This is a genomic window from Candidatus Kinetoplastibacterium crithidii (assembly GCA_027557655.1).
GTDB classification, from domain to species: Bacteria; Pseudomonadota; Gammaproteobacteria; order Burkholderiales; family Burkholderiaceae_B; genus Kinetoplastidibacterium; species Kinetoplastidibacterium crithidii_C.
Genome location: CP064915.1, coordinates 213,017 through 233,602, shown reverse-complemented (window position 1 = coordinate 233,602; position 20,586 = coordinate 213,017). Strand labels below are relative to the sequence as shown.

The following is a 20,586-nucleotide window of genomic DNA, read 5'->3' as shown; positions in this document are numbered from 1 at the left end:
TTCATGCCAATTCATCTAAATTTTAAAACAAAAGAATATTTTACTTCTTTGCAAAAAAATATAGTTTCTTCTTTAGAGGAAATCGAATGTCAAAAATTTCTATATGATTCATGGAGTAATGAGAAAGGACAAGGATTATCTTGCTTAATAGAGAATGGCAGAGTATTTGAAAGAGCCGCTGTTCTATTCAGCAATGTGAAAGGAAAGAAATTACCACCAACAGCAAGTGAAAAAAAACCTGATTTACATGATTCTAAATGGGAAGCGATGGGTGTCTCTCTTGTAATTCATCCTAAAAATCCTTATGTTCCAACAACTCATATGAATGTAAGATTGTTTATGGCAAAAAATCATCAAGGCAATGATGTTTTTTGGTTTGGAGGAGGAATGGATCTAACTCCATATTATGTTTTTGAAGAAGATGCCAAACATTTTCATAATATTTGCTATCAATCTCTAAAACCATTTGGAAGTAATTTTTACCAAAATTATAAAAAATGGTGTGATGAATATTTCTTTATAAAACATAGAAACGAAATTAGAGGAATTGGGGGTATTTTCTTTGATGATTTGAATGAGCCTGATTTTGCAACGTCATTTAATCTTGTAAAATCAGTTGGAAATAACTTTATTAATGCTTATTTACCAATAGTAAAAAAACGTTATAACATAGAATACAGCGAAAAAGAAAGAGATTTTCAGTTGTATAGAAGAAGCAGATATGTTGAATTCAATTTAATCTATGATAGGGGAACGTCATTTGGTTTGCAATCAGAAGGTCGAACTGAATCAATATTGTTATCAATGCCTCCGACAGTTAAATGGTACTATAACTACACTCCAGCTAAAGGAAGCCCAGAATTTCTATTAAATCAATATCTTCAGCCAAGAGAATGGTTATGAAAAAAATAGGATTATTAGGCGGAAGCTTTGATCCCATACATATTTCTCATATTGATATAGCTAATATTGCATTAGACACATTACATCTAGATGAAGTACATTTAATTCCAACTGGAATCTCTGGACAGAAAAAATCTTTCTATGCATCAAAAATAGAAAGATTAGATATGCTTAGACTAGCTGTAAATGATTGCAAAAATAATAAAATTAAAATAAATGAAATAGAAATAAAAAAAAATGAAATAAGCTATACCATAGAAACAATAAAAAAAATACCAAATAATAATATTTATACTCTGATACTAGGATCTGACCAATTAAATAATTTTTCCAGTTGGAATAAATGGCAAGATATCTTAGACATAGTAAATCTAGCTATAGCACCAAGGCATAATTATCCAATACTAATACCAGAAATAGTATTGGATAAATTAAATGAAAACAAAAAAATAATCACAATAATACCATTAAAATTAAGTAATATTTCTTCTACATATATAAGAAAATGCATAAAAACATCCATCAATGTTAGCGATTTGCTAAATCATAAAGTATTAAGATATATTCTAGAAAATAATCTATATAAATAATAATTATTTATTTTAAATATGAACGAAATCAAAAACTTAGAGAAATCTGTTATATCATTATTAAATGATCTAAAAGCTAAAGATATAAAAATCATAGACACATCAAAATCAACAGTGTTATTTGATAAAATCATAATAAGCACTGCTACTTCTAATACACACGCTAGAGCAATAGGACAAAATATCTCTAAATTACAAAAAACATTCAAATATAAAAAAAATAAAGGCCATATTGAAGGAATAGAAAATGGAGAGTGGATTATCATTGATTTAAATTACATAATAGTCCATATAATGCAAACAAGCATCAGAAGTTTCTATAATCTAGAAGATTATTGGAATAGTATAGAATTATAAATGACAAAAATTACAATAATTACAGTAAGCAATACTATGCCAAAAGCAATTAGTTCTATTTGGGAAGAATATAGAAAACGAATTAATAAAAATTATCAAATCGAACTCAAAGAAATAAAGCCAGAACAAAGAAATAAAAATAAAACTACTAACCAATCAATATTAGCAGAAGGCAAAAAAATAATTCTAGCTATACCTACTAACTCTTATATAATTGTCCTTGATGAAAAAGGTGAGGATTATGATACGAAAAAATTCGCTATGTACTTTAATAAGATATCTGATCAAGATATAACATTTATTATAGGTGGAACTGATGGACTTGATAACAATGTGAAAAAAATATGCAACAAAAAAATAAAATTATCTTCTCTAACATTTCCCCATCATATAGTAAAAATTCTATTAATAGAACAACTATACAGAGTATATAGCATATTAAATAATCATCCATATCATAGAGATTAATTATTAAGAATTAATTTTAGATACAAAAATACCCTACAGACTTTTATCTGTAGGGTTTTAAATAATAGCCTGACGATAACCTACTTTCACAGACTAAAAGTCTACTATCATCGGCGCAAAGGCGTTTAACTGTCCTGTTCGAGATGGGAAGGAGTGGAACAACCTTGCTATAGTCATCAGGCATAACCTGTACACTGTTTGTCTAAAAAAATAACAAACATAAAAACAATCTAGAAGAAGCAACAAAAATATAAATTAGGATGTAAGAACCTTAATTAATAACATAACATATAATTATCTTAATAACCTGTAGAGTTATAGGATCAAGCCTCACGGGCAATTAGTATCGGTTAGCTTAATACATTACTGTACTTACACACCCGACCTATCAACGTCCTAGTCTTGAACGACCCTTTAGGGGGATCTAGTCCCCGGGATACCTTATCTTCAGACGAGTTTCCCGCTTAGATGCCTTCAGCGGTTATCTCTTCCGTACTTAGCTACCCGGCTATGCCATTGGCATGACAACCGGTACACCAGAGGTACGTCCACTCCGGTCCTCTCGTACTAGGAGCAGGCTCTGTCAAGTATCCAACGCCCACGGCAGATAGGGACCAAACTGTCTCACGACGTTTTAAACCCAGCTCACGTACCTCTTTAAATGGCGAACAGCCATACCCTTGGGACCGACTACAGCCCCAGGATGAGATGAGCCGACATCGAGGTGCCAAACACCGCCGTCGATATGAACTCTTGGGCGGTATCAGCCTGTTATCCCCAGAGTACCTTTTATCCGTTGAGCGATGGCCCTTCCATTCAGAACCACCGGATCACTATGTCCTGCTTTCGCATCTGTTCGACGTGTCAGTCTCACAGTTAAGCACGCTTATGCCATTGCACTAACAGCACGATTTCCGACCGTACCTAGCGTACCTTAGAACTCCTCCGTTACTCTTTAGGAGGAGACCGCCCCAGTCAAACTGCCCACCATGCACTGTCCCAAATCCGGATAACGGATCAAGGTTAGAATCGCAAACAATCCAGGGTGGTATTTCAAGGTTGGCTCCACATAACCTAGCAGTCATGCTTCAAAGCCTCCCACCTATCCTACACAAGATTATTCACAACCCAATGCAAAGCTACAGTAAAGGTTCATGGGGTCTTTCCGTCTAGCCGCGGGTAGATTGCATCATCACAAACACTTCAACTTCGCTGAGTCTCAGGAGGAGACAGTGTGGCCATCGTTACGCCATTCGTGCAGGTCGGAACTTACCCGACAAGGAATTTCGCTACCTTAGGACCGTTATAGTTACGGCCGCCGTTTACCGGGGCTTCGATCAAGAGCTTGCACCCCATCACTTAACCTTCCGGCACCGGGCAGGCGTCACACCCTATACGTCGACTTTCGTCTTTGCAGAGTGCTATGTTTTTAATAAACAGTCGCAGCCACCGATTATCTGCGGCCTCTTCATGCTTTGAGCGCAAGCTCATCACAATAATGAGGCATACCTTCTCCCGAAGTTACGGTATCAATTTGCCGAGTTCCTTCTCCTGAGTTCTCTCAAGCGCCTTAGAATATTCATCCCGTCCACCTGTGTCGGTTTGCGGTACGGTCTTGTACAGCTGAAGCTTAGAGGCTTTTCTTGGAACCACTTCCAATCACTTCGCGAAATTTATCCGCTCGTGCCACACCCTTGAATTACGTGACCGGATTTGCCTAATCACCATCTATAATGCAGCAACAGGGATATCCAACACCCTGATGATTTTCCACGATCCGTCCCCCCATCGCACTGTACAATGGTACTGGAATATTAACCAGTTTCCCATCAGCTACGCATCTCTGCCTCGCCTTAGGGGCCGACTCACCCTGCGCCGATGAACGTTGCGCAGGAAACCTTGGACTTACGGCGAGGAGGCTTTTCACCTCCTTTATCGCTACTCATGTCAGCATTCGCACTTCTGATACCTCCAGCAGCCTTTACAAGCTACCTTCACAGGCTTACAGAACGCTCTCCTACCGCGTGTAATAAAACACGCCCGCAGCTTCGGTTTATTGCTTAGCCCCGTTACATCTTCCGCGCAGGACGACTCGATCAGTGAGCTATTACGCTTTCTTTAAAGGGTGGCTGCTTCTAAGCCAACCTCCTGACTGTCTATGCCTTCCCACTTCGTTTCCCACTTAGCAATAATTTGGGACCTTAGCTGGCGGTCTGGGTTGTTTCCCTTTTGAGTCCGGACGTTAGCACCCGGTGCTCTGTCTCCCACGCTGTACTTGTACGTATTCGGAGTTTGCCATAGTTTGGTAAGTCGCCATGACCCCCTAGCTATAACAGTGCTCTACCCCATACAGTAATACGTGAGGCACTACCTAAATAGTTTTCGGAGAGAACCAGCTATTTCCAGATTTGTTTAGCCTTTCACCCCTATCCACAGCTCATCCCCTAATTTTTCAACATTAGTGGGTTCGGTCCTTCAGCACGTGTTACCGTGCCTTCAACCTGGCCATGGATAGATCATCTGGTTTCGGGTCTACACCCAGCGACTAAATCGCCCTATTCGGACTCGCTTTCGCTACGCCTCCCCTATTTGGTTAAGCTTGCCACTGAATGTAAGTCGCTGACCCATTATACAAAAGGTACGCAGTCACGGAATAAATCCGCTCCTACTGTTTGTATGCATACGGTTTCAGGATCTATTTCACTCCCCTCCCGGGGTTCTTTTCGCCTTTCCCTCACGGTACTGGTTCACTATCGGTCGATCACGAGTATTTAGCCTTGGAGGATGGTCCCCCCATATTCAAACAGGATTTCGCGTGTCCCGCCCTACTTTTCTTACGCTTAGTTCCACATCAAAGATTTCGTCTACAGGGCTATCACCTACTATGGCAAAGATTTCCATCTTTTTCGACTATCAATAACGCTATAACGTAAAGGCTGATCCGATTTCGCTCGCCACTACTTTCGGAATCTCGGTTGATTTCTTTTCCTCGAGTTACTTAGATGTTTCAGTTCACCCGGTTCGCTTCTACTGACCTATATATTCAGTCAGTGATACCCTCTTAAGAGGGTGGGTTTCCCCATTCGGAGATCTGCGGATCAAAGTTTGTTTTCTAACTCCCCGCAGCTTTTCGCAAGATACTACGTCCTTCATCGCCTGTGATCGCCAAGGCATCCACCATATGCACTTATTCACTTGATCCTATAACACTAAAGGCTATATGAATTAAAGTTAACTACATGTTTGTGCTGTTCATAAATATTCTAAAGATTTTACTCTCAAAGAACATAATTATAATTAATGCAATCACAACCCTAATTATATATATTATACAAAATATATAATATATACATATTTATGTTGCGTCTCTTCTAGATTTTTAAAGAACAATCAGCTAATAAAACTTAATTTTTAAACTTGAAACAAGCCTAAAGATTAAATTCTAACTTGGTGGAGGTGAACGGGATCGAACCGATGACCTCCTGCTTGCAAAGCAGGCGCTCTCCCAATTGAGCTACACCCCCATAGTACTACAGAAAGGTATCGCTCAAACAGATGGTGGGTCTGGTTGGACTTGAACCAACGACCCCCGCCTTATCAAGACGGTGCTCTAACCAGCTGAGCTACAGACCCATGCATTTATAGGGTTAGCATAACTTTGGGCAAACCCCAATGAAGAATCTGTCACAACCCTGCTTACTACCAATCTCAGCTAAATAACAATCGATAATTGTGGGAACTTAATATGTAGTTTATATGCTCTTAAAGGAGGTGATCCAGCCGCACCTTCCGATACGGCTACCTTGTTACGACTTCACCCCAGTCATGAATCCTACCGTGGTAATCGCCCTCCTTGCGGTTAGGCTAACTACTTCTGGTAAAACCCACTCCCATGGTGTGACGGGCGGTGTGTACAAGACCCGAGAACGTATTCACCGCGACATGCTGATCCGCGATTACTAGCGATTCCGACTTCACGTAGTCGAGTTGCAGACTACGATCCGGACTACGATCGGGTTTGTGGGATTAGCTCCCCCTCGCGGGTTGGCAGCCCTCTGTCCCGACCATTGTATGACGTGTGAAGCCCTACCCATAAGGGCCATGAGGACTTGACGTCATCCCCACCTTCCTCCGGTTTGTCACCGGCAGTCTCATTAGAGTGCCCTTTCGTAGCAACTAATGACAAGGGTTGCGCTCGTTGCGGGACTTAACCCAACATCTCACGACACGAGCTGACGACAGCCATGCAGCACCTGTGTTCTAGTTCTTTTGCAAGCACTCCCAAATCTCTTCGGGATTCTAGACATGTCAAGGGTAGGTAAGGTTTTTCGCGTTGCATCGAATTAATCCACATCATCCACCGCTTGTGCGGGTCCCCGTCAATTCCTTTGAGTTTTAATCTTGCGACCGTACTCCCCAGGCGGTCAACTTCACGCGTTAGCTGCGCTACTAAGATCCGAAGATCCCAACAGCTAGTTGACATCGTTTAGGGCGTGGACTACCAGGGTATCTAATCCTGTTTGCTCCCCACGCTTTCGTGCCTGAGCGTCAGTGTTACCCCAGGAGGCTGCCTTCGCCATAGGTGTTCCTCCGCATATCTACGCATTTCACTGCTACATGCGGAATTCTACCTCCCTCTGGTACACTCTAGTTCGGTAGTCAAAAATGCAGTTCCAAGGTTAAGCCCTGGGATTTCACATCTTTCTTTCCGAACCGCCTGCGCACTCTTTACGCCCAGTAATTCCGATTAACGCTCGCACCCTACGTATTACCGCGGCTGCTGGCACGTAGTTAGCCGGTGCTTATTCTGCAGGTACCGTCATTCACATCAGATATTAGCCGATGCTATTTCTTCCCTGCCAAAAGTGCTTTACAACCCTAAGGCCTTCATCGCACACGCGGAATGGCTGGATCAGGGTTTCCCCCATTGTCCAAAATTCCCCACTGCTGCCTCCCGTAGGAGTCTGGGCCGTGTCTCAGTCCCAGTGTGGCTGGTCGTCCTCTCAGACCAGCTACGGATCGTTGCCTTGGTGAGCCATTACCTCACCAACTAGCTAATCCGATATCGGCCGATCCAGTAGCGCGAGGTCCGAAGATCCCCCGCTTTCCCCCTGAGGGAATATGCGGTATTAGCCACGCTTTCGCGTAGTTATCCCCCTCTACTGGGCACGTTCCGATATATTACTCACCCGTCCGCCACTCGCCACCAAACCGAAGTTCGTGCTGCCGTTCGACTTGCATGTGTAAAGCATTCCGCTAGCGTTCAATCTGAGCCAGGATCAAACTCTTCAGTTTAATCTCTGTATTGCGCAAATTCAAAATAATTTGAAATTACGATTCACTCAAAAAAATAAACAGGTCTCTCAGATCTCTCTGAGAAAAAAGTTATAATTTAATGAGTACTTACTTGTTTGTTTTTAGCACGACATATATTATATGTCTAAAAACTACTATCAAGTACCCACAATTATCGATTGTTCAATTGTTAAAGATCACTTAAATTCACAAACTCAATTATTTGCGAAACAGATGACTATTGTCTAATATAAAGAAGACAATGTCAACATTTTTATCAAAAAATAAAATATCTCAATAGCAACTAATATATAAAATGTTTCGTATAATGTAACTATATCAAAATAGTATATCATTACTTAATAATAAACACCATGGATTATAACACTAAACAATACGAAGACATACTCATAAGTACTACATGTTTTGAAACAAGAGTAGCTGTGCTTGAAAATGGTGTAATACAAGAATTACATATCGAACATAATATGCAACGAAATATTGTTGGGAATATATTTATAGGTAAAGTAATTAGAGTGCTACCAGGATTACAAAGTGCTTTTATAGATATAGGATTAGATAAAGCTGCATTTATACACATATCAGATTTTCGAGAAAATCGACATGAAAATATTATGACCCCTTCTATAGAAAAATTTATTTTTCCTGGAGAAACAATTTTAGTACAAGTAATAAAAGATCAGATAGGAACAAAAGGAGCACGTGTATCAACACAAATTAGCATAGCTGGAAGAATGTTGGTATATTTACCATTTGATAACTGTCTAGGAGTATCTCAAAAGATAAAATCAGAAATAGATAGAGAAAAAATAAAAATAAGAGTTCAATCTCTAATCATACATAATAGAGGAGGTTTCATAATTAGAACTCAGGCTGAGGAAGCGACCAATGAAGAAATATCTGCTGATTTAAAATATTTAAATAAACTCTGGAAAAACATAATCGAAATAGCTAAAAGCAATAGGTCGCCATCCTTAATATATAAAGACTTAGATTTACCTCACAAAACATTAAGAGACATGGTGACCCAAAAAACAAGAGCAATCAATATTGATTCATGTCAAGTTGCAGATAATCTACTGAATTGGGCAAAGATATTTAATCCTTCTATTATAGAAAAAATTCATCACTATGACAAAGAAAGGTCTATATTTGAAGTTGCAAACATAGATCAAGAAATCAACACAGCATTATCAAAAAAAGTAGAGCTAAAATCAGGTGGATACCTAATAATAGAAGAAACAGAAGCTTTAACTAGCATTGATGTTAACACAGGTGGTTTTGTTGGTGGTAAAAATTTTAAAGATACAATCTTTAGAACAAATCTTGAAGCAACACAGGCTATTGCAAGGCAATTACGCTTACGAAATCTAGGAGGCATAATAATAGTTGACTTTATAGATATGGATGACCAAGATCATAAAAAAGCAGTGCTAAAAGAATTACAAAAATCCATATCAAAAGATAGGACAAAAATTACTTTAAGCGAATTTAGCCAGTTAGGTTTAGTTGAAATGACAAGAAAAAGAACTAGAGAATCACTAACAAACCAATTGTGTGAACCTTGTAATGTTTGTCAATCTAGAGGAATGATTAAAACATCTAGAACAATATGCTATGAAATTTTGAGAGAAATAGTAAAAGAATCAAAACAATTTAATCCAAAAGAATTTAGAATAATTGCATCACAAAAAATAATAGATATGTTTCTAGAAGAAAGTCACTATTTGACCATTATAGAAGATCAAATAAAAAAACCAATATCATTAATAGTAGATAATGGATATTACCAAGAACAGTATGATATCGCACTTTTATAATCAATCCCTAAATTGAATGTTATGAAAAAAGAATACAAACCTTTCTTACTTAATAAATAGTCATAGGAACCTGATTCTACAATTTTCCATGAATCTACAACAAAAATTTGATTAACCTTCCTTACAGCAGATAAACGATGAATTGGAGATTTTTTATAAAAGCTCTGCTATGACTAATCTTTGACACTGACCACTAGATAAAAACACAGCACCTTCACCTACTTTAGTATATAAACCATTTGGTAAATTATTAACAAAATCTAATAAATTAACAGCCTTCAAAGCCTCCTCTACTATTCCCGTACTGATGTTATGTAACCCATAACAAATATTAGAAATAATTGTATCGTTAAAAAGTATTAGATCATATCCTACAAAAGATATGTAACCTCAAAGCTTTCAAAGTTATTTTATTAATATCAAAACCATCCAATAAAATATTACCTGAATCAGGAATTATAAATCTGGATAACATATTGATTAAAGTAGTCTTTCCACTACCTGAACGACCGACAAAAGCTATAGCTTCTCCCGCTTTTATACGAAAGGATATATTTTTTTATAATAGGACTATCATTTCCGGAAAAATTGAATTTCACATTTAAAAAACTATACCTCCTTTTGCTAAATAATTGTTTATGATCGATTCAGAATCATACTCTTCTTCAGCATCAATTAAAGAAAATACACTATCTGCTGAAATCAAGATTTTTTGTAATTCACAAAGAGCATTAGTCAACTTTTTTATAGGATCTGGCATCTGCGCTAGCACTGCTATAAATACACCAAAATCACCTATTGTTAACATCAATTCATTCTTAAAGACACTACTATTATAATAGATAGTATTGAAATAATACAAAAATATACTTAACTGGGAAAGCGCAGAATCAGCCAAAGCAGCATTTCATACTGAAATGCTTAAGACTCTTATTAACAAAATCAAAACGTTCTTTTTATATATCATAGCCATTAAATAATTTAATAATTCTCTGACCCTTTATAGAATTACTGACTAATTTTATGAGTTCAGAATTCATATTTAAAATATTTTCACTTATTACCTTATTTTATTTATAAAAAAATAAGGTAATAATAACAATCAAGGTTAATAACCATGATATATAAAATAATACTCCCAATAACGCTATGGCAATTATTGACTCTCGAATTAAAGTTGTTATAACATCAGCAAACAAATTTGTAATGTTATTTGCATCTATCGTGAATTTATTTAATAATCTCCCAGTATCAATATTTAAATAATATAAATCAGGCGCTCCTAACAATTTCCTATACATATCGTATCTAAAATGGTGTTTGATACTAATGCGAACAGATAATCGCTAAAGAAATAGCAAAAACTCCTAAGAATAGCTAGCATTACCAGAATCAACGGTATAGACAATTTATTATTATCATTACTCAAAGAAAGACCATTATCTAATAAAGGTTTCATAATAAGTGCTAATGCTGGTTGCGTTGCAGTACCACAAATCATTAAAGTAACTGCAAAATATATTGTCAACCAATATATTTTTACACTACGAAAAATTCTTAGTAAGAGTTTCTTATCATGAAGATAATTTTTATTTTTTTATGAACGCACAAAATATATATCTAAAAAATTTTATTTTCATAATGTTTTAAGTATAAACTGTTGTAAACATCTAATTAAGCATTGTTTTTCAACAAATATAAAATTATATAAACTATCTATATTAATTAGTCTAATTTTAGTTTCAACATAGTAACCTAACATTATTAAAATAAAAAATTGAAAAAAATTTTTGTAAAAATGTTGGTATCAATATCCAATATCTATTGACCCATTATGGCTTATAAGTTTTTGCAATTCTAATATTAATTCATTAGTAATTATCATATTCCATTTATCATCTAATTTAATTTTACAAAAAAAATTTTTATCTTCGTTCTTATAGAAGATGAATAATGGCACTGATGAAAATCTTACATCAGAAAAATTCTTAAATTTTTCTAATATATCCTTAAAAGAGGATAAAGAAACATTGCTGTTATTTATATATAATCTTAAAGATTTTGCCATTGTTTTTCTTATAAATTGCAAATCATATATCTGTTCTGAAATAATTTTTAGATTACCAGAATAGTCATCTTTGCTAACCATTCCTTTGATTATTAGTAGATTATCTTCTTTTAAAAGATTTTTTATTTCTGTATAAAGCTCATTATAAACAACAACTTCAAGCTGTTTGCTGCCATCATCTAGCAAAATGATGGTAATCTTTCCTCGACGAGTAAATAAACTACGAAGGCGAACTAAAACTCCACAGATCCATTGTGATTTGCTATTATGGTCTATATCAATTAATTTTTTAGGAAATAATTTTCTAATTTCATCTTCCCAACAAGAAAACATATGCCCACTAAAACAATAACCTAGGGCAGATTTTTCTTCTATAAGTGTTTTATGTAAATCCCATGATGGAATAACTTCATCACCAACAGGCAAATCTAAAAAAGAAGATTCTTCACTATTGCTAAATAAAGAAGTTTGGTAAATATCTCGTTGTTTCTGTTCAACAGAATCAATAACTTTATCTAGAGAAAATAATAAATAAGCTCTATTTAACTCAATAGAGTCAAAAGAACCTGATTTTATTAGTGATTCTATAGTTCTTCGATTAACCAGTTTTGAAACTCTAAAACAAAAATCAAAAATACTCTTGAAAGGACCTCCTTGATTCCTTATCTTTACTATTTCATCTATAACAAATTTACCTGTTCCTTTTATAGCTCCTAATCCATACCTAATTTCGTATGATTTACTATTATTCATTTTAGAAACCACAGGTTCAAATCTAAAATTAGACAAATTAATATCTGGTGGCAAAATTTTTACATTATTATATTTAGCATCGTTAAATAAAATTTGTATTTTATCAGTATCATCCATTTCAGAAGACATAGCTGCAGCAAAAAATTCCGCACAATAATGAACTTTTAACCATGCAGTTTGGTATGCTATTAAGGCATAAGCAGCAGAGTGTGACTTGTTAAACCCATAACCAGCAAACTTCTCCATTAAATCAAATAATTTAATAGCTAATTGAGAACTATAACCATTGCTAATAGCACCCTTCTCAAATAACACCCTATGCTTAGACATCTCGTCAGGATCTTTTTTTCCCATTGCTCTACGAAGCAAATCAGCACTACCTAAAGAATAGCCTCCAATTACTTGAGAAATTAACATTACTTGTTCCTGATAAACTATTACTCCATAAGTGCTTTTTAAAATACTTTCTAATACAGGATGAAAATAATTTATTTTTGATAAACCATGTTTACGATTCACAAAATCATTCACCATTCCAGACTCTAAAGGACCAGGACGATATAAAGCTAGAACAGCAATAATATCTTCAAAGGTACTAGGTTGTAATTTTTTTAGCAATTCCTTCATGCCTCTAGATTCTAGCTGGAAAACTGCAGTTGTATTACCAGCACACAATAACTTAAATGTTTCTTCATTTTCTAATGGTAAAGAAGAAAGATCAAAAAAATCATTTTCGTTTCTAGAGTAATTAATATAACGTAGAGTCCAATCAAGAACTGTTAAATTCCTCAAACCTAAAAAATCAAATTTTACTAAACCAGCTAACTCAACATCATCTTTATCAAATTGAGAAATCAATGTATTTTCTTGGCCTGGCTGGCAATAAAGAGGACAAAAATCTGTTAGTTTTCCTGGAGCAATAAGCACTCCACCTGCATGCATACCAACATTCCGCACTAATCCTTCTAAATGTCTGGCTAAATCTATTAATAACTTTACTTCTTCTTCCTGCTCATAACGAGATCTAAATATAGGGTCAGAATTCAATACTTTTTCTAGAGTCCATTGTTCCATAGGACTAAAAGGAACCAATTTAGATAAAGAATCACATAAGGAGTAAGGCAAACCTAAAACTCTGCCCACATCACGAATTACAGCCTTAGCACCAAAAGTTCCAAAAGTTGCTATTTGGCTAACAGATTCAGTACCATATTTGTTCTTTACATAATCTATAACACGATCTCTATTATCTTGACAAAAATCAATATCAAAGTCAGGCATTGAAACACGTTCTGGATTTAAGAATCTCTCAAAAAGAAGATCATATTTGATTGGATCCAAATCCGTTATACCAAGGGCATAAGCAACTAATGAACCAGCACCAGAACCACGTCCTGGTCCTACAGGAACACCATTGTTTTTACCCCAATTAATAAAATCTTGAACTATAAGAAAATATCCAGCAAAGCCCATCTGTATAATAGTCTTACATTCCTTCTCTAAACGTTCATAATACTTTGATTTAAATAATTCCGTTGAATCAGGATATAGATTATTAATCTTATTATATAGGCCTTTATTTGATAACTCTCTTAAGTAATCTCCTAAAGAAATTCCTTCATGGACATCAAACTTTGGAAGCATTGCTTGACCAGTTTTTATGGTTAGATTACAACGTTTTGATATTTCAATAGTATTAGACAAAGCAGAAGGTATATCAGCAAATAAACTTGCCATTTCTTCAGAACTAATTAAATATTGCTCTTTTGTAAAATTATGTTTCCTATGAATATCAGTTAAATGCTTCCCTTCAGAAATACAAACTCTAATTTCATGAGCTTGAAAATGCTCTTTTTTAAGAAACTGAACGGGATGAGTTGCGACAACCGGAGTATTTGTATCAGTAGCGATAGATAATACAGCTTGTATATAATTTTCTTCACCATCAAACCCTGCTCTTTGAATTTCCAAGTAATAAGATTCTGGAAACATCTCCTTCCATTCCTTGACCAAGGATGAAGCAATATCTATCTTGCCACGTTTTATTGCATAACCAATATCACCATTTATACCTCCAGATAATACTATTAAACCCTTTTTAGAAAATAACCATTCCTTACGTATTTCAGGCCTATTATTTCTTTGATTTATCAAATAAGATTTTGTAATAATTTCACATAAATTTAAATATCCAACTTCATTACATACTAAAATTAATATTCTAAATGGATCATCTAGGTCCTCATCATTAGATAACCATAAATCACAACCAATAATTGGTTTTATACCACTAGCACGAGCATATTTATAAAATTTTAAAATTCCAAAAAGGTTAGACATATCTGTTAGAGCTACAGCAGGCTGTTGTAGCTTAATAACATTATCCACAAGATCTCTAACTCTTATTAATCCATCAGCTATAGAAAATTCTGAATGAACACGTAAATTAATAAAAGACGGAAAATTATTTGAAATTGCTGTCATAAATAATAAATTTGTTTTATATCTTGGATAATATATCCTAGTAAAAGAACGGTTAGTATTACAAAAAATACATGACCAATAGTTGTAAATAATTACTTTAACTTACTAGTATAATATATATATAATCGTTAGATTAGATTTAGTTATAATAAGCATAATTAAATTCACCGTCTTATTAACTTATTATTAATTATAGAGTATATGGAAATAGACAAATCTTCCGTTGAAGAACACGAAAATTCAAAATCACAGTTCGTGCGATGGTTTCGTGATGTAGCTCCTTATGTACATGCTTTTAGAGGCAAAACTTTTGTAGTTGCTTTCGAAGGTGAACTTATCCAAGATGGAATACTAAATACTTTAGTGCAAGACCTATCATTACTATCGGCTCTCGGTATTCGCTTAGTACTGGTATATAGTTCGGAACCTCAAATTAATGAGCAGTTACGTTTGAAAGGATTGCCTCAAAACTTTAATAACGGAATAGTAGTTCCAACTAATAATGCCGCACTAGAATGCGCAAAAGAAGCTGCTGGAGAAATAAGATTAGATATAGAGGCATCATTCAGCCAGGGGTTACCTAATACACCAATGTCTCACTCTCAAATCAAAGTTATATCAGGCAATTTTATTACCGCTAGCCCTGTTGGTGTCTTAAATGGAATTGATTTCCAACTAACAGGAAAAGTAAGAAAAATAGATACAGAAGCCATTAAATTTGCTATAGAAAAAGGAACCTCAGTAGTTTTATTATCTCCAATAGGATTCTCCCCAACAGGGGATGCTTTTCATCTAGAAATGGAAGAATTAGCTACAAGTACAGCTATTGCTATAGGAGCAGAAAAATTAATATTTCTTTCAACATCAGAAGGTGTTAAAAACATAGATGGCTCAATAAATCCAGAAATAGCTAGAGCCAGAGCTGAAATTTTATTACAAAATAATAATATTGATACAACAACCAAAAAATTTCTAAAAAACTCTGTAATGGCTGTAAAAAAAGGAGTAGCTAGAACTCATATTTTGCCATATAGAATAGATGGAAGCGTATTACTAGAAATATTTACACATGGTGGCATTGGAACCATGGTTGTTGAAGATAATTTAGATGATCTAAGAGAGGCATCTATAGATGATGTTGGTGCTATAATTAGTCTTATAGAACCCCTCGAAGCTGATGGAACTCTTGTACCAAGACCAAAAAGCTTAATAGAAAGAGACTTGGAAAAATTTACAGTTTTAGAGCATGATGGAGTAATATACGGATGTGCTGCTTTATACCCTTTCCCAATGGAAAATATGGCTGAGTTAGCTTGTTTGATTGTGCATCCCGAATGGCAAAGTTCTGGTGAAGGAGAATTGCTTTTAAGGCATATAGAATCTCGTGCTAAAAATATGAAAATAGATCGTCTATTTGCGTTAACAACAAGAACGTCACATTGGTTTTTAAAAAGAGGATTTGTAAGAGGAAAGGTTCAAGACTTACCAAAAGAAAAACAAATTAATTATAACCGATCTCGAAATAGCCTAATTTTTATAAAAAATATAAAATAATTATTTGTTAAAGGATTTAAAATGTCAGAAAAAATTTATTGCATAAAACTAAAACGTGAGCTAGCAAAATTAGATAAGCCTCCATTCCCAGGAGATCTAGGTATGTATATATGGAATAATATCTCTACAAGTGCCTGGGAAGACTGGATGAAACATCAAACTATATTGATCAATGAAAAAAGATTAAACTTAGCAGATATAAAAGCAAGAAAATATCTAAAAGAACAAATGGAATTATTTCTCTTTAATAAAACAAAAGAATAAATTATTTTGTAAAATATTTTATGCCATTTTTTGAAGTTGCAACAATAAGTTTATTTGCACCTTTAATAGCGAATAAACCGCAGGTTACAACACCTGGTATATTATTTATATTCTTTTCCATCTCTACAGGGCTCTCAATTTTAAAGTTATGAATATCTAAAATCGAATTACCATTATCTGTCACGAAATCTTTTCTCAAAATAGGACTAGCCCCTAATTCTATAAAATACCTAGAAACAGCTGATGCAGCCATGGGTATAACTTCCACAGGAAGAGGAAATTTTCCCAAACTATTGCCAGATAATTTTGATTCATCCGCAATACATATAAATTCTTTTGCTACAGAAGCTATAATTTTTTCTCTTGTTAATGCTCCTCCTCCTCCTTTAATCATAGATAAAGAATAATCTACTTCATCAGCACCATCAACATAAAATTCTAATTCTGATAATTCGTTTAAATCAAAAAGTTTTATTCCATGTTTAGACAGCAAAAACTCTGTTCTTTTTGAACTAGCCACAGCTCCCAAAAAATTTTCTTTAAAACTAGATAGCTCTTCTATAAAATAATCAACTGTAGATCCAGTTCCAACTCCTATTATATTTTTCTTCGACATGATATTTTTTATAAAACTCATTGCCTCTATAGCTGCCATTTTTTTTAATTCATTTTGTTTTTTCATAATAAAACCATATATTAAGATACAAATACTATTTACTCATCATCTAACAAGATCTTTTCTAATTCCTGCTCAGGAAGAACTTCTAAAGATTTTAAATTACGTAACATAACTCTAGATCTAACTTCTGTTTGACCTAACTTGTTACTAGCATTATCCAATGTTTTTTTTACACTAGCTAAGGACTCTCCAAATTTAAAAAATTCAGTTTTTACTGCACGCAATATATTCCATACTTCTGAAGATCTCTTCTCAATTGCTATCGTTCTAAAACCAATCTGCAAACTATTAAGTAAGGCAGATAAATTACTAGGACCAGTAACAGTTATACGCAAATTATGCAACTTATCAAATAAACCCGGATATCTCATAACCTCTGCATATAGTCCTTCTGTAGGCAAGAACATAATAGCAAACTCAGTTGTATACGGTGGTGATATATACTTCGAAGATATCATCTTTGCCTGTAACTCTATTGCTTTAGCTAATGATGAGGAAGCAGCTTTCGACAATTCAATGTTACCTGCATCATTAGCTTCCATTAATCTTTCATACTCTTCTTTAGGAAATTTAGAATCTATAGGCAACCATACAGGATCATTATCATCTCTTCTACCTGGTAATTTAATAGCAAACTCAACTATTGAGTCGCTATTAGGTATTAATTTCACATTCTTCCCATACTGATCATCAGTCATAACATCTTCTATTAATCTAGCAAGCTGTACTTCACCCCATGTACCTCTAGACTTAACATTACTCAAAACTCTCTTTAAATCCCCCACACCAACTGCTAAGGTCTGCATTTCACCCAAACCTTTGTGTACAGCTTCTAAACGCTCAGAAACAATTTTAAAAGACTCACCTAATCTTTGCTCTAGGGTAGCATGTAGCTTTTCTTCAACCATACAACGCATTTCGTCTAGTTTTGAAGCATTATTAGTTTGCAAAATATCTAATCTATTTTCTAAAGTATTTCTTATTTCTAACAATCTTCTATCATTAATCTCGATCATTCCTTGTAGTTTATCACTAAAACCACTAGAAAAACTTGCTAGAGAAGAGGCAAGTTCAGAACGGTTATTAAAAGAATCTCTAGTGAGAGAATCTTTTAATTTATCATGAGAGTCTTTTAATTCTATCTGAAATGAACGAATTGCTTCCAAAAAATCACTACGAAGAATCTTTTGAGTTTCAATAATATCATTATGTATTTTTAATGTTGCTTCATTTAAAATATCTAAATAAGAATTAAAGTTATCTTCTTGATTAATCTTTCTGATTATATTCAAGATAAAAATGTTTAATATAAAAATAGATAAAAGAAAACCAAAAATCAAAATCATAAACACAATATTTCCTATAATAACTCGTATATTTTATATCATAAAAATGAATTATCACATTAACCATTTCCTGGTAACTCATAATTAAATTTAAAATATTATGAATAAAGAATCAAAAGATTCCTCTATCTTTCCAAAAAAGATAACTTAATATAAATTTATTTATTAATAATAATTAATAAAACATTATTATCTTAAGCAAATCTTGCCGCTGTAACAGATATAATGTTTTAGATGATTCAAATTTCTATAACTAATAATCAATTATGCTTAAAAACTAAAAAAGATTTCTTTTAAGAAAACATCTATTAATATTCCACTATTCCAATAGTTATAATATTAAATAAAGATTTTCTTACTAAAATTCAACAATTTTATCAAACATATGCGTCTTCCAATATTTCTCGATAAATGTCAACTAATTGCTATCCTACAACATAATATAGGTATATTATGAAATTGGATTAAGCTTCTTTCTTATATATTAAAATAATAACTAAATCATAAATATAGTTATTTAAATATGCTTGTTTTGATGTAAATACTATTTACAAAAATATTAAAATCAACAACTAATATATGATTATAAACAAACATATAAGAATTTTTGGTTGGCTATTTTAGAATAACGATATACCATAGTGAACAAATAATTGAAAATTATCGACGTTTTATAGTTTATAATCATCAAATGTTTAAAAATATCTTCTTAAAAATCCACATTGATTTTAAGACTTTCTAAAAAAACTTGTAAAATTCTAAATCATATAGCAAAATTTTAAGGATTAAGGATATACATTTGTTAATTTATAAATAATTTTGAATGCAAACTGGGTTAGCAACCCTAATTTGTATAAATATTAGTATATGTCTTCTAATTATATTTGATTATTTTTAGAATATTTCTTTTGATTTTTCAGGAGTAGACGAATGCGTAATGTTTGGCTTGCCAGTATTGCGTTAGCCTTATCAGCAATAATAGCATCTGTCCCAGCATTGGCTGAGAATATTACAGCGCCAGCTGATATTCATTTGAGAATGGCTCACTCTCTTCACAGCAAATCACACTACGGCACAGCAGCTAATGCGTTTGCTGAAACTCTAAAAACCTGTAGCAAGGGTAAATATAGAGTAATTACATTCCCAAATAATCAATTAGGATCTGAACGGAATGTCATTGAGGGCCTTCAAGAAGGTACAATTGATCTAGCCATTGTATCTACAAGCACAATTATGGATATCATTCCAGAAGTAGGAATGTTTGATATTCCATTTTTAATGCATGATTTAACTCATGCTAGAAATGTTCTAGATGGACCTGTAGGTAGAAATATATTAGCAAAATTTCCATCAAAAGGACTAGTTGCCCTAGCATGGGGAGAACAAGGTTTCCGTCATTTAACAAATAATGTTAGACCGGTACTAACACCAGAAGATGCAAAAGGATTAAGAATAAGAACACCTAAAAATTCCATTCATATAGATGGATTTAGATATATAGGAATAGATCCCGTCCCAATGACACTTACTGAGGCTTTTGATGCCATTAAAAAAGGAGAAATTGATGGACAAGAAAACTCTTTAGCAGTTATTTTATTAACCCAATTATCCCAAACACAAAAATATTTATCTCTTTCTGGACACGTATATGCTCCAGCATTAATACTTGCATCTGAAAAACTTTATAAGAAACTACCTAAAATAGATAGAACATTTTTTGATAAAGCAGGAAAAGCAGCTAGTACTAAAATGAGAGAGTTTGTAGACAACGTTGAAAAAAATGGCGTTGAAAAACTCAGAGAATGTGGAATTCAAATTGCAGAAGTAGATAGAGCTGATTTTGCAACAGCAATGGCTCCAGTCTATTCGGAATATTATAAAAAATTTGATAGAAAAATAATAGATGCAATACCTTTCCAAAGAAATTTTGAATAATCTGTTCTAAACAAATACCCAAACTATTATAAATATATTTAATAGTTTG

Annotated in this window: 11 protein-coding genes, 2 tRNA genes, 3 rRNA genes and 1 pseudogene; 8 read left to right on the top strand and 9 right to left on the bottom strand. The window is 33.9% G+C overall.

The annotated features are described in order from the left end of the window. The first annotated feature begins 3 nt into the window (after positions 1-3). Genes hemF through rlmH form a run of 4 tightly spaced genes read left to right on the top strand, consistent with a single transcriptional unit; the run spans position 4 to position 2,318 of the window. Positions 4-903, top strand: a complete 900-nt coding sequence (gene hemF, locus I1N47_01080; GenBank protein ID WBF65732.1) for an oxygen-dependent coproporphyrinogen oxidase — start codon at positions 4-6, stop codon at positions 901-903. Then, positions 900-1,493: a nicotinate (nicotinamide) nucleotide adenylyltransferase gene (gene nadD / locus I1N47_01075; protein ID WBF65731.1), complete on the top strand. Its 594-nt coding sequence runs from the start codon at positions 900-902 to the stop codon at positions 1,491-1,493. The genes hemF and nadD overlap by 4 nt, the downstream gene beginning before the upstream one ends. Positions 1,494-1,511: 18 nt before the next feature. Then, positions 1,512-1,850, top strand: coding sequence for a ribosome silencing factor (gene rsfS / locus I1N47_01070; GenBank protein WBF65730.1), 339 nt, complete (start codon positions 1,512-1,514; stop codon positions 1,848-1,850). Further along, a complete protein-coding gene (rlmH, locus tag I1N47_01065; GenBank protein WBF65729.1) occupies positions 1,851-2,318 on the top strand; it encodes a 23S rRNA (pseudouridine(1915)-N(3))-methyltransferase RlmH in 468 nt (155 codons plus the stop codon). A 67-nt stretch (positions 2,319-2,385) separates the two neighbouring features. On the opposite strand, the gene rrf is transcribed toward rlmH, so the two are convergent. The 5 genes from rrf to I1N47_01040 form a co-directional block, all read right to left on the bottom strand. Continuing rightward, positions 2,386-2,499: ribosomal RNA gene (gene rrf, locus I1N47_01060) — 5S ribosomal RNA — on the bottom strand. A gap of 138 nt (positions 2,500-2,637) precedes the next feature. Then, positions 2,638-5,519: ribosomal RNA gene (locus I1N47_01055) — 23S ribosomal RNA — on the bottom strand. A 247-nt stretch (positions 5,520-5,766) separates the two neighbouring features. Beyond that, a tRNA-Ala gene (locus I1N47_01050) sits at positions 5,767-5,842 on the bottom strand. A 32-nt stretch (positions 5,843-5,874) separates the two neighbouring features. Further along, positions 5,875-5,951: transfer RNA gene (locus I1N47_01045), tRNA-Ile, on the bottom strand. Between the two features lie 131 nt (positions 5,952-6,082). Next, a 16S ribosomal RNA gene (locus I1N47_01040) occupies positions 6,083-7,613 on the bottom strand. The 16S, 23S and 5S rRNA genes sit together here with 2 tRNA genes alongside, the layout of an rRNA operon. 374 nt (positions 7,614-7,987) lie before the next feature. Here I1N47_01040 and I1N47_01035 point away from each other — a divergent pair. Beyond that, entirely contained in the window at positions 7,988-9,454 is a 1,467-nt protein-coding gene (locus I1N47_01035; GenBank protein WBF65728.1) for an Rne/Rng family ribonuclease, read from the top strand. Here I1N47_01035 and I1N47_01030 read toward each other — a convergent pair. Next, a pseudogene (locus I1N47_01030) lies at positions 9,421-10,955 on the bottom strand (ATP-binding cassette domain-containing protein). The gene I1N47_01035 and the pseudogene I1N47_01030 sit on opposite strands and share 34 nt — an antisense overlap. 306 nt (positions 10,956-11,261) lie before the next feature. Further along, on the bottom strand, positions 11,262-14,759 hold the full coding sequence (gene dnaE, locus I1N47_01025) for a DNA polymerase III subunit alpha (GenBank protein WBF65727.1): 3,498 nt from the start codon (positions 14,757-14,759) through the stop codon (positions 11,262-11,264). 192 nt (positions 14,760-14,951) lie between these two features. Between dnaE and argA the strand changes: the two genes are divergently transcribed. Continuing rightward, on the top strand, positions 14,952-16,313 hold the full coding sequence (gene argA / locus I1N47_01020) for an amino-acid N-acetyltransferase (GenBank protein WBF65891.1): 1,362 nt from the start codon (positions 14,952-14,954) through the stop codon (positions 16,311-16,313). Between the two features lie 21 nt (positions 16,314-16,334). After that, a complete protein-coding gene (locus I1N47_01015; GenBank protein WBF65726.1) occupies positions 16,335-16,577 on the top strand; it encodes an oxidative damage protection protein in 243 nt (80 codons plus the stop codon). Between the two features lies 1 nt (position 16,578). Here the strand turns inward: I1N47_01015 and rpiA are convergent, their stop codons facing one another. Both rpiA and rmuC read right to left on the bottom strand, forming a co-directional pair. After that, positions 16,579-17,259 carry a ribose-5-phosphate isomerase RpiA gene (rpiA, locus tag I1N47_01010; protein ID WBF65725.1) on the bottom strand — a complete coding sequence of 227 codons (681 nt, stop codon included), beginning with the start codon at positions 17,257-17,259 and terminating at the stop codon, positions 16,579-16,581. 32 nt (positions 17,260-17,291) lie between these two features. Further along, on the bottom strand, positions 17,292-18,602 hold the full coding sequence (rmuC, locus tag I1N47_01005) for a DNA recombination protein RmuC (protein WBF65724.1): 1,311 nt from the start codon (positions 18,600-18,602) through the stop codon (positions 17,292-17,294). A 930-nt stretch (positions 18,603-19,532) separates the two neighbouring features. Here rmuC and dctP point away from each other — a divergent pair. Continuing rightward, on the top strand, positions 19,533-20,537 hold the full coding sequence (gene dctP / locus I1N47_01000) for a TRAP transporter substrate-binding protein DctP (protein WBF65723.1): 1,005 nt from the start codon (positions 19,533-19,535) through the stop codon (positions 20,535-20,537). The last annotated feature ends 49 nt before the right edge of the window (positions 20,538-20,586 follow it).

Excerpts from the sequence above, each read along its gene's own strand:
- rmuC (WBF65724.1), bottom strand. The coding sequence starts at position 18,602 with ATGATTTTGATTTTTGGTTTTCTTTTATCTATTTTTATATTAAACATT.
- rlmH (WBF65729.1), top strand. The coding sequence starts at position 1,851 with ATGACAAAAATTACAATAATTACAGTAAGCAATACTATGCCAAAAGCA.
- rpiA (WBF65725.1), bottom strand. The coding sequence starts at position 17,259 with ATGAAAAAACAAAATGAATTAAAAAAAATGGCAGCTATAGAGGCAATG.
- rsfS (WBF65730.1), top strand. The coding sequence starts at position 1,512 with ATGAACGAAATCAAAAACTTAGAGAAATCTGTTATATCATTATTAAAT.
- hemF (WBF65732.1), top strand. The coding sequence starts at position 4 with ATGCCAATTCATCTAAATTTTAAAACAAAAGAATATTTTACTTCTTTG.
- dctP (WBF65723.1), top strand. The coding sequence starts at position 19,533 with ATGCGTAATGTTTGGCTTGCCAGTATTGCGTTAGCCTTATCAGCAATA.
- dnaE (WBF65727.1), bottom strand. The coding sequence starts at position 14,759 with ATGACAGCAATTTCAAATAATTTTCCGTCTTTTATTAATTTACGTGTT.
- I1N47_01015 (WBF65726.1), top strand. The coding sequence starts at position 16,335 with ATGTCAGAAAAAATTTATTGCATAAAACTAAAACGTGAGCTAGCAAAA.
- I1N47_01035 (WBF65728.1), top strand. The coding sequence starts at position 7,988 with ATGGATTATAACACTAAACAATACGAAGACATACTCATAAGTACTACA.
- nadD (WBF65731.1), top strand. The coding sequence starts at position 900 with ATGAAAAAAATAGGATTATTAGGCGGAAGCTTTGATCCCATACATATT.